This is a genomic window from Lysinibacillus sp. Y5S-8 (assembly GCF_036894365.1).
In the GTDB taxonomy this organism is placed as follows: domain Bacteria; phylum Bacillota; class Bacilli; order Bacillales_A; family Planococcaceae; genus Lysinibacillus; species Lysinibacillus fusiformis_D.
In genome coordinates, this window is record NZ_CP145889.1 from 363,168 (window position 1) to 377,760 (window position 14,593).

Consider the following 14,593-nt stretch of genomic DNA (forward strand, 5'->3'; position numbering starts at 1 on the left):
GTAAAAAATTATTTGCGTCTTTGAAAAACCGAAATGGGATTTGGTGCAAAAAAAGGGGATGGAAGAATGAAAAAGGATATTAATGCAGGTTGGGCACTACTAACTTTTGCAATTATGATTGTTACAATGTTGATTACAGTAGTTGTTTTAGAGCAAAGTCCTCACGTACCTCTTCTTGTTGGCACAACTGTAGCAGCAATTGTTGCCAAAATGCATGGATACAAATGGTCAGAAATTGAAGAAATGATGTATAAGGGGATACGTCTGGCATTACCCGCTATTGTCATTATTATTTTAGTAGGTTTGACAATTGGGGCCTGGATTGGTGGCGGAGTCGTAGCAACGATGATTTTCTATGGCTTAAAATTAATTTCTCCAGCGTGGTTCTTAGTGACAATCATGGTGTTATGTTCAATCGTGTCATTAGCTATTGGTAGTTCATGGTCAACGATGGCGACAATTGGTGTCGCAGGGATGGGTATTGGTTTAAGTATGGGTATTCCAGCAGCTATGATTGCTGGCGCGGTTATTTCAGGTTCATACTTTGGAGATAAGATGTCACCATTATCTGATACAACGAATCTAGCAGCTGGTTTAACAGGTACAGATTTATTTGAGCATATTAAGCATATGCTTTATACAACAATTCCAGCGTTAATTATTTCGCTTGTTGTTTTTGGAATTATCGGTAGAAAATTTGCAGATGTTTCCATGAAATCAGAAGAAATTTTAACAACGTTAAAAGTGATGGAAGAAAGTTTTGTGATTTCTCCTTTACTATTACTTGTACCAGTGGGTGTTATTGTTTTAGTAGCTAAAAAGGTGCCAGCAATTCCAGCGTTAATTATTGGTATTGTTTCAGGTTTCTTACTACAAATTTTTGTACAAGGTGGTTCAGCTGCAAGTGCTGTACAAGCATTACAAGCTGGATTTGAAATCTCGACAGGTAATCACATGGTGGATGATTTATTTAACCGTGGTGGTTTAGATTCAATGATGAATACGGTTTCAATGACCATTGTAGCGATGACTTTTGGTGGTATTTTAGAGTATTCAGGAATGTTAAAAGCGCTTATGAACGTAATTGTGAAGTTTGCTAAATCTACAGGAAGTCTTATTGCTTCAACTATTGCTGCATGTGTAACAACAAATGCAACATGTTCTGAGCAATATATTTCAATTGTTGTCCCTTCACGTATGTTTGCGGGGGTATATCAACAACGTGGTTTGCATTCTAAAAACCTATCTCGTGCATTAGAAGATGGGGGAACATTAACATCTGTTTTCTTCCCTTGGAATACTTGTGGTGTATTTATTTTAGCTACTTTAGGTGTAAGTGCTATGGAATACGCACCATATGCCATTCTTAATTTTGCTGTACCTATTATCTCCATCATTTATGGATATATTGGATTTGCCATTGTTAAATTAACACCAGAGGAAATAGCAGAAGCTGAGAAACGTAAAAAGGAACAAGAAGCGGAAAATACGGATAATATGGTAATGGTTGATTAAAATAAAAATTCTCGTAGATACATGTTTATCTACGAGAATTCCTTTTTCTCTTGATGCCATCATTTAGTAGGTCGCAAAATTCAATTCATAAATGGTTCGAGGACGGCCTTGTTGATGGGTCATTTCCTCACCGACAACGTTTGCATAACCATTATCAACTAATTTTTTGATAATACGTTCGGTTGTTCGTCGAGTAACTTGAAGATATTCAGCAAGATTTTGTGATGTAAATTGTGCGGATTGCCGATCATGGCTGAAATTGATTATTTTAGAGATATTTAATGGACTGAGGCTTGTTAGCTTAGCCATTTGTAAAACGTAGGGATCATCTGTTTTTAAAGACACTTTACCTTCTGAATTCGGAAAAGGTCCTAATAGATTTTTATGTTCATCAAGAATGAAAATCTCAAAAGGCTTCGTAAATGTTAAAGCTTGCTGTGCATTTTGAGTTGCTTCCAAAATGGAGTAACCATAACCGAATGCTAGCTTAAAAGGTTGTTCGATTTGTTGTATTAGTTCTTCTAAGCTTTCCTTTTCTAGTGCATTTTGTAAATGACCAGCGGTTGTGTAGAGCTCAAAGGTGTGTGCAGAAATTTGCTTGTACGTTGAAAAAGTAGCCTTTGCAATTTGATTTAAAATAGTTGATTCGATTGAAGAATCCTCCTGAATTTCTAATAGACCGACAACGGCTTTAAAGGCTTCGGATTTTGTTAGTAATGATTTGGATTTAGTTTCTTCTAGACATTGAAGAATAGAATTTGTAGTATCTAGCATACGCATTGCAGGTATGTGAAGTGCTTGTAATTCATCGAAAACACTATGAATACTTGTAATGACAAATTCTATACTTTTGGCATTCCACAAGGTGATATGACGCTGTAAAATATGCTCAGTTGGTTCTGTAATCGATATATGCTGAACATGTGGCTTCGGTCCAGTATATTCTATTTCTGTTAAAACATTGTCAACGAATACTGGATTCATAACATCAATGGAAATTCTATCGATTGCTACACTATGTTTGGCTACTAGTGATAAGAGTGTTGTAGAAATGGCTGTTTCATCTTGTTTAATATAATTCCATGGTATTGGGATTTCCGAAAGTAATGACTGGGCATGTAAATAGGGTAATGTTCCTCCTAATAGCAGTGCGTCACATGGTTTAATTTGCTTCATTAAAGTTGGTGCTTCAGATGGGTGGTTGTAAAGATAAAATTCTAATTGAACATCGGCTATGTTTTGTGCGATACTAATAATACGATTCATAAATGCTTTAGAACAAATAATCGCTATTTTGGTAGACATGGGCATCGTTCCTTTTCTATTTTTTTAAATATTTAACGACGTATTAACGACATATATAACGACAGGGGAAATTGATTATGATGAAAATCCAACAAGTAGAAATCTTTGCAATACATTTACCTCTAATTGATCCATTTATCATTAGTTATGCTACATATGATACAATGCCTTCTATTATTTTAAAAGTGACTACCGATACAGGTATTGTGGGGTATGGGGAAGCAGTTCCTGATGAGCATGTAACAGGGGAATCATGGGAAAGCACATATGCTGTGCTAAAACATCAACTTGCTCCTGCGGTTATTGGAGAAAATCCAATGGCTTTTGAAAAGCTGCACGAAAAAATGAATAAAATTGTAAAAGACGTACCAGCCGCCAAAGCAGCACTTGATATTGCTTGCTTCGATATCACTGGGAAAGCATTAGGAGTCCCTGTATACCAACTTTTAGGTGGACGTTATCATGACAAATTCCCAATTACCCATGTATTAAGTATTGGGACGCCTGAAGAGATGGCAGAAGAGGCGGCTAATCGAGTAGAAATGGGCTATCGTTCTTTTAAAATGAAAGTAGGTACAGAGGTAACTCGTGATGTTGCACGCATTAAAGCAGTACGCGAACGTGTAGGTGAAGATATTGCTATCCGAGTGGATGTAAATCAAGGGTGGGGCAATGCGTCTACTACCTTACAGGGTTTACGTGCTATGAAGGATTTAAACATTGATTGGTTAGAGCAACCGGTAGATAGTGAAGATATTGATGGAATGGTTGAGATTAAATCAAAATCCGATGTGTCATTAATGATTGATGAAGGACTTCGTGGCGTACGTGAAATGCGTGAAATTATTGCCAAACGTGCCGCTGATAAAGTAAATATTAAGTTAATGAAGTGTGGGGGCATTTACCCTGCCATGAAGCTAGCTATCATGGCAGAAATGGCGGGAATTGAATGTCAAATTGGCTCCATGGTAGAATCATCTGTTGGCTCTGCTGCAGGTTTCCATGTAGCATTCTCTAAGAAAATTATGACAAGTGTAGAGTTAACAGGCCCACTAAAATTCTCTAAAGATGTAGGGAATCTACGTTATGATGTTCCATTTATTTGCTTAAATGAACAGGCTGGGCTAGGTGTAGAAGTGGATGAGGATGTAATCCAGGAATTATGTAAGTTCTCAACTGTTGTAACAGCCTAAGGAGGCGTAATATGGAAAAGATTTATGAAGATATGCTTGATAAGACGCCGTTTTTTGTCATAAAATTAACGCCTCAGCATTTACAACAAATTGAGGAGTTACAGGTTGAAGTTTATGAAGCATTAGCAGATCAAAGTATCTTGCAGCCTTTAAGTACAGATGAATTTGAATATATTCTAAATGGCAACGGTATGATGATTGGTGCTTATGTAGAGGACGAATTAATTGCCTTTCGAGCATTGTTAAATCCGCCTTTTGATGAGGAACATCTAGGCTATGATTGTGGAATTGCGGAAAATGATTTTCAGCGTGTTTTATATCAAGAAATATCGAATGTTTCACCGAAATATCGAGGTTATGGCTTACAGAAAACATTGGCTACAGTAATAATGAATGCGATTGATTTAGAAAAATATGATTATGTTTGCTCCACTGTAAAGCCATATAATATACCAAGTTTAAAAGATAAATTTTCGCAAAATCTCGTTATTAAAGGCTTGAAAATTAAATATGTTGATAAGCTCCGTTATATTTTCTATAAAGACTTACAACAGGAATTGTCCCCAGTATTTACTGACAAACAAGTAATATCAATGGGGGATACAGCCGCACAACAACAACTGCTAAAACAAGGCTTTCTTGGTACGAGGATGTTTGAAGAAAACAATGATTGGTTTGTTGTATACGAAAAATAAAGTAAAAGCCTTACCCTTCGCATAAATTGGTGGAGGGTAAGGCTTTTTTACGAGAGTCTATTATTTCTTCATTGGACAAAAGCCACAGGCCATTAAACCAGGGATATCTTTAGAAAAACAACAAGATTTTCTAACAGGAATATTGATTAAATTCGTAGGGCTCTGACAGCCTGTATACTGCGCCCACCAAGATTTATTGGAGAAGCGTGACCATGTTTCTGGATTTTCTAAAGCTTCAATATCGTCCATGGCTTGATCGGCCAAGCCCGGATTAGATAACAAGACATGATAGTGCCATAGCAAATAACCAAAGAAGTTTTCCCAAATGGTAAGAGGGGAAATCGATGTTACTTTACGAAGCTGTTGAACAATCACATGGCCATCATAAAGGATTTTCTCAATGACCGCTTGACGTTCATCTTCCTCAACATAACGCCAATCATTTGGATTGGCGAACATGGCAACGGTAAAGCTATTGAATTCCTTTGCAGCATCGAAACGTAATTCGAGTGGCTTGCCATCCCATATCTCATCATAAGCGGCAAGCATATAAAACTGCATAGCAAAGAACATACCATAGCGGCGAGCAAAATGAGAAATAGCGGCCGTTTCTGTTGCGGCATCTGTTATACCCATCATGAGGTTCAAAAAATCAGGATGGTAAAAATCTTTATGTATATCAGCTAATGTAAATAAAGTCCGCTTAGGTTCAGCTGTGTAGATGCTATAGGAATTTAATTGTTGAACTTGATCCATCGTTAAAGCTGGCATGGTAATCCTCTTTTCCTTTGAACTTCTGTTAATTTCATTATAAAGTAATCAATTTTGCTTCACAAATGGAATGTCATACAGTAAAATTAATTAAACATATCTGAAAGGTGGGTTTTAGAATGTTATTGCCTCATGCAATTCCAAGACCACTCGTTCGACTGAATCAATGGATCATTCTTTTAAGTGTTATCTTTACATGGCTAACAGGGGTTACATGGCTTTTAGTCATTCCACTGACTGCAAATTTATTGGGTATAGTATTCAATTATAACCCTATTATTCGTGTCGGTAAGCTATTTCTAAAAAAGGCCCCATCTGCATATATACCAGAGGATGCACAACAGCAAAAATTTAATTCCAGCATTGCTAGCTTTTGTTTAGGGGTAGGCTTGTTAGGTTATATGTTGAATTGGGCTGTTATCGGTCATATCTTTACTAGCATGGTGGCAATCGCATCATCTATCGCAATCGCAGGTTTTTGTATTGGTTGTTTTCTACATTTTCAATTGAAGCAATGGCAGTACCGTCGTTCATTAAAAAAATCTTTTTAAAAAAGGGAAAAATTTTATTAGATTATTGTTGACAATTTAATTGATAATGATTATCATTATCGTATAAAGATTATTCCTCCGCTACAATACAGTGTAGAGAGGATGAACTTTAGCTACTTTTCTCCAGAAGTTTGCTAGTTCATGATTACGCTCCTAAAACCCCCCTCATTTTTTGGGAACGTGAAAATCTCAGACGACTCATTCTATTTAATAGGATGGAGTCGTCTTTTTTGTTGGCAAATTTATTACGCCTACTAAAAAACAGCCCATAAAAGGACTGTTAGGAAGATATATTCTGTTGAACAGCATTTTTTTTCCCAATGATCATTGTATAGTAACTATGTAATAGCATACCTACGATGATGACTCCCAGACCTGCAAGTGCAATAGGGCTAGGGAAGGCAATACCTAATAATAAAACCTCACCGATAATAACAAATAAAATTTCTGTTGATTGGGTTGCTTCCACAGCGGCTAGTTTCCCTTGATGGTCTCTTACACGATCGGTTGCTATGAAAAACAATACTGTTGCAATGACACCTGAACTAATTCCTACAAGTAATGATTGGAACATCTGACCTGCTGAGGGCAGTCCAACTGTAAGACTGGCATAAATAGCTATGATGATCCATGCTGGCATTGAAGCAATGGTCATACCAAGTACTCGCTGAAAAGTATCAATCCGTCCCCCGCAAATCTCCATCATCTTGCGATTACCAAGAGGATAGGCAAATGCTGCGACGATGACAGGTAAAATACCGAGCATTAAACTTCTAAACGAAACCGATTGGGCATGAGGTATTTGTATAAGTAGAATACCTACTAAGATGACACATGAAATTAGAAGAGATATGAAAGGTATTTTTTGACGTATTGTTTTACCCGCAATAACTGAAACAAAGAGGGGAGCTAATAATACACCAGCAACAATTGTAAATTGCCATGTGCCAGAAACCAACCAACCTGGACCAAACGCTGCGGCAAAGGTTAATGGTGCATAGAATAAAACAAATCCAACAAAGCTCCAAAGTAACCAAGCTATAGGCTGTGCTTTCATTTCACCTGAAAGCTGTGAAAAGCCTTTGCGATAAAAGACAATGATAAGTAAAAAGGGTAGCATGAAAAAGAATCTTAGTGATGCACTCCATAGCCAACTACCACCTTGCATTTCCATTGCGTGATTTAAAATAAAAGTCACGGCAAAGAAAAGAGAAGCTAAAATGCCTAATGCAATTTCTTTCATATCGTTCACCTCAATTTGAGTTTAGAGCTTAAACCCTTTATGTAAATTGAAAATTCAGTAATTATTGCTGAAAAAATGACGAAGAAAGGAAAAGCCTTTCTTCGTAACGATGAGTATTGTTATTTAGCGTGAGTCTAGAATCAATTGAACTTACTCGAAAATTCATCAGAAATAAGATAGACTATTTAGCTTGTTGTTCAAAGAGCTGAACGATTTCAATAATAACTTGTGTTGCCTTTTCCATTGTTTCAGCAGATACATATTCAAATTTACCATGCATGTTTTCGCCACCAGCGAAAATATTAGGTGTTGGTAAGCCCATATAGGATAATTGTGAGCCATCTGTACCACCACGAATTGGTAAGGTATTTGGTGTAATATCTAATTTTTCCATTGCGGCACGTGCGATATCAACAATTTCTTTTACAGGCTCAATTTTTTCGCCCATATTGTAGTATTGATCTTCAATTGTAATACTTAGGGCATGTTCGCCATATTGTGCTTGAATTTTTGCAGCCGTATCGAGCATTAATTGTTTTTTCTTTTCGAATTTTTGACGATTATGGTCACGCACGATATAAGATAGCTCAGTATGCTCAAGAGCCCCTTTAAAGCCCATTAAATGAATGAAACCTTCATAACCTTCTGTCTTTTCAGGAACTGCGTCAGCAGGCATTTCATTTTGGAAGGCAATGGCCATTGTGATAGCATTCACCATTTTATTTTTCGCAGAACCAGGGTGTACACTTGTTCCATTTGTAACAACCTTTACGCCAGCGGCATTGAAGCTTTCGTATTGTAGCTCACCAAGTGGTCCGCCATCCATTGTATAGGCATAGTCTGCTCCAAACGCGGCAACATCAAATTTATGTGGGCCACGTCCAATTTCCTCATCTGGTGTAAAGGCTACACGAATTTTTCCATGTTTAATAGTAGGGTTTTTAATGAGGTATTCCATCGCTGTTATAATTTCAGCAATACCAGCCTTATCATCAGCCCCTAATAACGTAGTGCCATCTGTTGTAATAAGTGTCTGACCCACGTAATTTTTAAGCTCAGGGAAGTCAGTTGGGGACATCACTAAATGTTCATTTAACTGAATATCTCCACCATCATAATTATCTATGCGCTGTGGATTCACATTTGTGCCCGTGTAGTCGGTAGCTGTATCAACATGGGCTAAAAAGCCGATAGTTGGTACTTCTTTATCTGTATTAGCCTCTAATGAAGCAAATAAATAGCCATTTTCATCTAATGTAATTTCTGTTAAGCCAATTTCAGCAAGTTCGTCTTTCAGGACATGTAACAGGTCAAATTGTTTTTGGGTAGAAGGAGTTGTTTCGCTTGTGAAGTCTGATTGTGTATCAATTTTTGCATAGCGTATTAATCGCTCGATTACTTGTTCTTTCATAAGTATGGCCTCCTAATGTGTATATGTTAAAATTCTTTGTGCATTCACAAAGTTGATTCTGGGCGCATTATGCCAAGGCATAATTGATATTATTGTAACACTTTACTTCGGATTTCGGAATATTGAAGGATACTTAATGCAATAAGTAATTGAGCGCTATAATAAGTTAGCATGATTACTTCGTGTGAAAAAGCTAGTGGCGTGACAAATTTATTAATAGCTAAATAAGAATCAGAAGCAATAAATAACAGAGCACCAATTGTCGCCAATGTAGAATCGGTTTTTATGGCCGTCCATCCCATAGTGAGAATCACTGAAATATAGGCAATCACTGCGATACCAAGTATCGTTTCACCTGTTTTAAAGACAGACCCTGCAATCCAGATGGCCATGCTCGCTCCGTAAAGCAGTAAGAGTATTTTTGCCCACGTGGGTACTTGCCGCTCGTTTGCGGTAGAGAAAGCAAAAATATAAAAGACATGACCTATAAGAAAGCTAGTCAGACCAATTAAAAACCACTGCAATGTATAGTCCCCAATCATACAAAATATAAGCCCAGCAATAATTAAAAGTTGGTATTTTTTAATATGTAATGGCTTCTGAATCGCAGCTAAAATAATGATGAGCAACATGGGAATCACTTTAAAAATGAGTTTTAAACTTTCGGCAATATGGGAAAAGAGAAATATATAATAAAGACCAAATAAAATAATGAAACCTATTAGAAATTTTTTTAACAAATTTTTCAGCTCCTTTCCTTTTGAAATTCAATATTTATGGTAGAATTCCTTTCTGTACAACGTATGTATGAAACTTTTTTAGTATGTAACCGTAAATAAGTAGACAGAAAGCTGAAGAGAGGATGAACCAAATGACTAAGCTACTGATAGCTTCTGCAGTCATTGCATTGATCGCGAGTGTGTTAGTGACACCGCTTATTACAAAGAAGCGAGAAGATGGTAAATCAAGAAAGGTGATTGGATACTTTTTTATTGGTGTCTTTGTACTAGGATTTTTAGCTACTGCAATCACTCTATATGTAACAAAAATTGATGTAAACTGGCTTGTTTTTTGGCCTGCTATTATTTTATTAACGTTAGCTGGCGCCCTGCTTGCAAGTGGTATTGAACGGAAAATAAAAGGTATTTTATTTTTAGCAAGTTTAGGCGTAGCTGTGTATGTATTATCGGCTCCTCTATGGAATGCTAATGAAAAATTTGAATCCTCAGAAATGAAGGAAGAAGTTGAAATAAAACCATTCGATGAGACACAAACACCTGCAAGTGTACCACCGAAATTTGCTCGCAATAAAATGAAAAAAGCTTTCGGGCAAGTGCCAAACACTAGTTACTATGAGTTAGGACGCTTACAAATCCAAAAAGTGAAGGGTGATTTTGTTTATATCGCACCAGTTGAATTTTCAGGATTCTTTAAATGGATGAATGGGGATACAACACCTGGTTACTTTATTATGAGTGCCACAGATTCTGCAGATAATCCTAAATTCGTTAAAGAGGAAATGAAATATGTTCCTTCAGCATATTTAAATGCTAATTTAGAACGTCATATTCGTTTACAACATCCATTCCTTATTTTTTATGGAGACGTTCAGCTTGAAGTAGATGATGAAGGTAAGCCGTATTACATTCGCTCATATGGTGAATTTATTACCGCGCGTAATGGCTTTGATGTGAAAGGGATTGTTTTAGTTGATGCACTAACAGGGAAATCGGAAACGGTTGAACTGGACAAAATACCTGAATTTATTGATGGTGCAGTTTCACCAGAGACAGTAAGTTTACAAAACAGTTATTTTGGTAATTATGTTCACGGTTTTTGGAACAGTATGTTTGGTAAAAAGGATGTAAAGATCCCTTCCGATGAAGGAACAGAATCGAATGTAAGTCCAATTTTCGATGAGAAGGGTGATATGTATTACTTTACTGATTTTACAAGCCCTAAAGAAGGCGTAGATTCAATGTTAGGCTATTCCTTAACGAATGCTCGTACAGGGGATGCCACATACTATACAGGAAATTTAGATTCAAGTTATATGGATTCACAGGGTAATTTACAAATTATCGAGAAGAAATTTATTGAGAAAAAATGGACTGGTGAAATGCCAGTGTTATATAACTTTTATGGTGAAGCAAGCTGGCTGACAGCGGTGCTAGATTCCAATGGCTTTTTACAAAACTATTTTATCGTGTCTGCTGCCAATCCTGAAATATCTGTTTATGCTACTACTCCTAAAGAGGCACTAAAGCTATATAAAACGGCCTTAAGTCGTGGAGGGAATACAGTAGATGGTAGCTCAAATGCAGAAGAGAAACAAGTGAGCGGGAAGGTAATGCGTGTTTACAAAGAACGTCTAGGTGATTTTACAATGGTATCTTTCTTATTAAATAATGGTGAAAATTATTTAATTAGTGCCGAAACAGAGCCTTTAGCAATATATTTACAAGAAGGTGATGAGGTCATTCTCACATATGGCGATACAGGTGAACAATTCTTGCCAGTTCGATCCCTCATGATTAAGGGATTACAATAAAAGAACAAAAGACGATCTTCGATATATATATCAAGATCGTCTTTTATTATGTGGATTTGTCCTCTTGAATAAAGGTTAGCATTTTTTCTTTATGGTTCATAAAGAGTGTTTTTGCATGGTCATTTAATGTAAAGATTTCATGTAAATAGCCTTGCAGTAATCTATTTTCGTACGCAAAAGAATGCGTGGATTCGCGTTCTAAAATATAGGATAAAAGAAGAGTATGTAAAACAGCTACTTCTAAATTCTGTGTATTGGTAATAAATTTCAAGTTGAGAATAGAGGTATGGGAAACGAACTGATTAACATAATCAATAGCCTGTTTATACAGTGTCAAATCAACATTAGGCTCTAATCGTTTTCTTAGCTGTGTACATGCATTATTTAATTCCTCTATTTTTAAAAATAAACCTCTTACACTTCTTTTATGTTGTTGTTCTAAAGTACGAGCAAGATGTTTATTGATATTAGACATTATTCATTTAACTCCTTTCATCCATTAGGGATCATTTATTAATATGAATGGAATAGCTGGAAAAGGGAAGAGGCTTTTCGTTTAATTTATTGGTGAACTTACTATCTATATCGAGACAAAATCACTAGCCTTAATATCGATGTGTAATAAAATTATGAAAAAAATGGGGTTCTAATCATACGATAGTAACCCCATTTATATTTGGTTATTTCCAGTTAAATCCTTTTGTAGCTAAAAACTCTTTGATATGAGGACGTCGTTGTTCGACTAAAAAATCAGCCATTTGTTTAGTCCAATTATCAATTTTTCTGTTTGATGAACGGTTATTGTAATACATTTCCATTGTCTCGTTATAAGCTGGTAAAAGCTCTTCATATTGTTCAACATTGTATTCATTTTCATGTAGTATGGCAGATACAGGTAAACGTGGTTTTACTTCATTGCGACGAGCTGGGACACCAATTGTCAGACCGAATAATGGGAAAACGTGATCAGGTAAATTAAACAATTCACTTATTTCAGAAGGTTTATTTCGTACTCCTCCAATATAGCAAATTCCATACCCCATTGACTCTGCTGCAATAACAAAATTCTGTGCAAACAATGAAACATCTGCGACACCAACAAGGACATTTTCAGCTGAATCAGCCACAATGTCTACACCCTCTAATTTTCCTGCCATTTGAAGACGCTTGAAATCAACGCAGAAGACAAATGCACCACCTGAAGTTTCATATTGACGTGGGTTACCAGAGAGTAAGCCTAATTTTTCTTTTTTATCTGCATCTGTTACCCATATAACACTATAGGCCTGCACAAAATGGGATGTTGCAGCCATTTGTGCTGTTGCGATCAAATCTTCGATGATTTCCTTTGAAATTGGTTGTCCATCATAAATACGTACCGATGAATGATTGCGTAATAATTCTTTAACCATTTAAAAACTCTCTCCTTTATGCGTGCTTTATATCAAGAGCATAGCACGCTTTGTCGCCAAAATCGAATGAAAAAAAGATATTTAGTTATATTTAAATAGTTTACAAATGTAGAAATTATCTCGTAAAGTAAAATATTTCATTTAATATAGATTAAATATTCTAAATAGTTTAAAATTATTGAAGCGACTGTTTATTTGGTTGTGCTACCAAAAAATACAATTTCTTTATTCAACGGATGTTAGTGTTTATCTGATGAAACATTATTTGGATAAAGATATAGCTTCTGACGAATGTCACACATTTAATGGAACCAAATATGCAAGTTGAACAAAAATATAGTGGGATGGGGGAATGAGGAATGGAAGAAAAGTTAGCGAAAAAGCTTCGCCATGAACAATTGCGGAGCAAGATTGTAACAGCAGAAGAAGCAGCATCTTGGATTAAAGATGGTATGGTATTAGGGATGAGTGGATTCACACGTGCTGGCGATGTAAAAGTCGTACCTCTTGCACTTGTAGAGAAAGCTAAAAAAGAGAAATTTCAAGTAGATGTCTTTACAGGTGCATCACTTGGTCCTGAAGTAGATCAATATTTAGCAGAAGCAGGTGTCATTCGTAAGCGAGGCCCTTTCCAAGCAGATGCTGGTATTCGTAATAAAATCAATAGCGGTGATATCACATTTGTAGATGCCCACCTTTCTCATAATGCTGAACTTGTTCGCCAAGGTATTATAGGCCCTATTGATTTCGCAATTATTGAAGCTGCTGCCATTACAGAAGACGGCTTATTAATTCCTACAACTTCAGTTGGTAACTCGCCGATTTTTGTACAAGAAGCAGACCAAATCATCATTGAATTAAATGTAGCACAGCTTGATGCATTAGAGGGAGTGCATGATATTTTCATACCTGCGCCACAAGGTAAGCGTGATCCAATTCCTTTGCAAAATGTGTCTGATCGTCTTGGTATAATTGGGATTCCGCTAGATTTAGATAAAGTAAAGGGCATCGTTATTTCAGATATATTAGATGCGCCATCAACAATTGTTCCTGCTGATGAGGAGACAGATGTAATGGCGAATCATTTATTAAATTTCCTACGTGAAGAGATTAAATTAGGTCGCTTAACTACGAGCTTGCGACCAATTCAATCAGGAGTAGGCTCAGTAGCAAACGCCGTATTGTTAGGCTTTAAAGATTCTGAGTTCGAGAACTTAGAAGTTTATTCAGAAGTTCTACAGGATGCAGTATTTGAATTAATCGATGCAGGGAAAGTAAATTTCGCTTCCGCTACTTCTATTACCCTTTCAGAGCAAGTAGGAAACCGTGTTTATGGGAGCTTTGAAAAGTATGCTGATAAATTAGTATTACGTCCACAGGAAATTTCCAATCAGCCAGAAATTATTCGTCGACTCGGACTTATTTCAGTGAATACAGCATTGGAAGTTGATATATACGGCAATGTTAATTCAACACATGTTTCTGGTACAAAGATGATGAATGGCATTGGAGGGTCTGGTGACTTTGCACGTAATGCACGTCTAGGGATTTTTGTGACGAAATCGTATGCTAAAGGTGGCAACATTTCAAGTATTGTCCCTATGGTTTCACATGTGGACCATACTGAGCATGATGTGGATGTCATCGTAACTGAGCAGGGTGTAGCTGATTTACGTGGGCTTGCCCCGAAAGAGCGAGCGGCGCTTATCATTGATAATTGTGCACACCCCGATTATCGTGAGCAACTATGGCAGTATTATAATGATGCCAATGAGGCGACTGGTGGACATCATACGCCACATGATCTAGAAAAAGCACTGTCATGGCATGTTCATTATGGAAAAAGTGGGACAATGAAGGACCCTGCGTTTACGAAACAATAGAATACCAGGATTAAAGCCTTGAAGGACAATTGTGCTTCAAGGCTTTTGTTGTGGGCATATTAG

Annotated in this window: 13 protein-coding genes; 6 read left to right on the forward strand and 7 right to left on the reverse strand. The window is 36.7% G+C overall.

Annotation, left to right across the window (positions count from 1 at the left end):
- The first annotated feature begins 66 nt into the window (after window positions 1–66).
- Entirely contained in the window at window positions 67–1,515 is a 1,449-nt protein-coding gene (gene nhaC, locus V6670_RS01780) for a Na+/H+ antiporter NhaC (RefSeq protein WP_338652327.1), read from the forward strand.
- Window positions 1,516–1,578: 63 nt separating this feature from the next.
- Here the strand turns inward: nhaC and V6670_RS01785 are convergent, their stop codons facing one another.
- Window positions 1,579–2,820 carry a hypothetical protein gene (locus V6670_RS01785; protein WP_338652328.1) on the reverse strand — a complete coding sequence of 414 codons (1,242 nt, stop codon included), beginning with the start codon at window positions 2,818–2,820 and terminating at the stop codon, window positions 1,579–1,581.
- A gap of 80 nt (window positions 2,821–2,900) precedes the next feature.
- On the opposite strand from V6670_RS01785, the gene V6670_RS01790 reads away from it, so the two are divergent.
- Together V6670_RS01790 and V6670_RS01795 are read left to right on the forward strand one after the other, a co-directional pair.
- Window positions 2,901–4,013: a dipeptide epimerase gene (locus tag V6670_RS01790; protein ID WP_338654434.1), complete on the forward strand. Its 1,113-nt coding sequence runs from the start codon at window positions 2,901–2,903 to the stop codon at window positions 4,011–4,013.
- A gap of 11 nt (window positions 4,014–4,024) precedes the next feature.
- The gene (locus V6670_RS01795; protein WP_338652329.1) at window positions 4,025–4,708 is read left to right on the forward strand and encodes a GNAT family N-acetyltransferase; all 684 of its coding nucleotides are present in this window, start codon (window positions 4,025–4,027) and stop codon (window positions 4,706–4,708) included.
- 60 nt (window positions 4,709–4,768) lie between these two features.
- Here the strand turns inward: V6670_RS01795 and V6670_RS01800 are convergent, their stop codons facing one another.
- On the reverse strand, window positions 4,769–5,479 hold the full coding sequence (locus tag V6670_RS01800) for a Fe-S oxidoreductase (protein WP_338652330.1): 711 nt from the start codon (window positions 5,477–5,479) through the stop codon (window positions 4,769–4,771).
- A 119-nt stretch (window positions 5,480–5,598) separates the two neighbouring features.
- On the opposite strand from V6670_RS01800, the gene V6670_RS01805 reads away from it, so the two are divergent.
- Complete coding sequence (locus V6670_RS01805; protein ID WP_338652331.1) at window positions 5,599–6,030, forward strand: DUF4395 domain-containing protein; 432 nt, start codon at window positions 5,599–5,601, stop codon at window positions 6,028–6,030.
- A gap of 280 nt (window positions 6,031–6,310) precedes the next feature.
- On the opposite strand, the gene V6670_RS01810 is transcribed toward V6670_RS01805, so the two are convergent.
- The 3 genes from V6670_RS01810 to V6670_RS01820 form a co-directional block, all read right to left on the reverse strand.
- Complete coding sequence (locus V6670_RS01810) at window positions 6,311–7,273, reverse strand: multidrug resistance efflux transporter family protein (protein WP_338652332.1); 963 nt, start codon at window positions 7,271–7,273, stop codon at window positions 6,311–6,313.
- A gap of 181 nt (window positions 7,274–7,454) precedes the next feature.
- On the reverse strand, window positions 7,455–8,684 hold the full coding sequence (pepT, locus tag V6670_RS01815) for a peptidase T (protein ID WP_338652333.1): 1,230 nt from the start codon (window positions 8,682–8,684) through the stop codon (window positions 7,455–7,457).
- Between the two features lie 89 nt (window positions 8,685–8,773).
- A complete protein-coding gene (locus tag V6670_RS01820; RefSeq protein ID WP_036117779.1) occupies window positions 8,774–9,424 on the reverse strand; it encodes a lysoplasmalogenase in 651 nt (216 codons plus the stop codon).
- A 131-nt stretch (window positions 9,425–9,555) separates the two neighbouring features.
- Here V6670_RS01820 and V6670_RS01825 point away from each other — a divergent pair, with 131 nt between their 5' ends.
- Window positions 9,556–11,235, forward strand: coding sequence for a hypothetical protein (locus V6670_RS01825; protein WP_141905163.1), 1,680 nt, complete (start codon window positions 9,556–9,558; stop codon window positions 11,233–11,235).
- A gap of 46 nt (window positions 11,236–11,281) precedes the next feature.
- Here V6670_RS01825 and V6670_RS01830 read toward each other — a convergent pair whose 3' ends face one another.
- Window positions 11,282–11,710: a hypothetical protein gene (locus V6670_RS01830; RefSeq protein WP_338652334.1), complete on the reverse strand. Its 429-nt coding sequence runs from the start codon at window positions 11,708–11,710 to the stop codon at window positions 11,282–11,284.
- 205 nt (window positions 11,711–11,915) lie between these two features.
- A complete protein-coding gene (gene chrR, locus V6670_RS01835; RefSeq protein ID WP_338652335.1) occupies window positions 11,916–12,647 on the reverse strand; it encodes a class II chromate reductase ChrR in 732 nt (243 codons plus the stop codon).
- Window positions 12,648–13,006: 359 nt separating this feature from the next.
- Here chrR and V6670_RS01840 point away from each other — a divergent pair, with 359 nt between their 5' ends.
- Window positions 13,007–14,530, forward strand: a complete 1,524-nt coding sequence (locus V6670_RS01840; protein WP_141905161.1) for a succinate CoA transferase — start codon at window positions 13,007–13,009, stop codon at window positions 14,528–14,530.
- Window positions 14,531–14,593 lie beyond the last annotated feature (63 nt).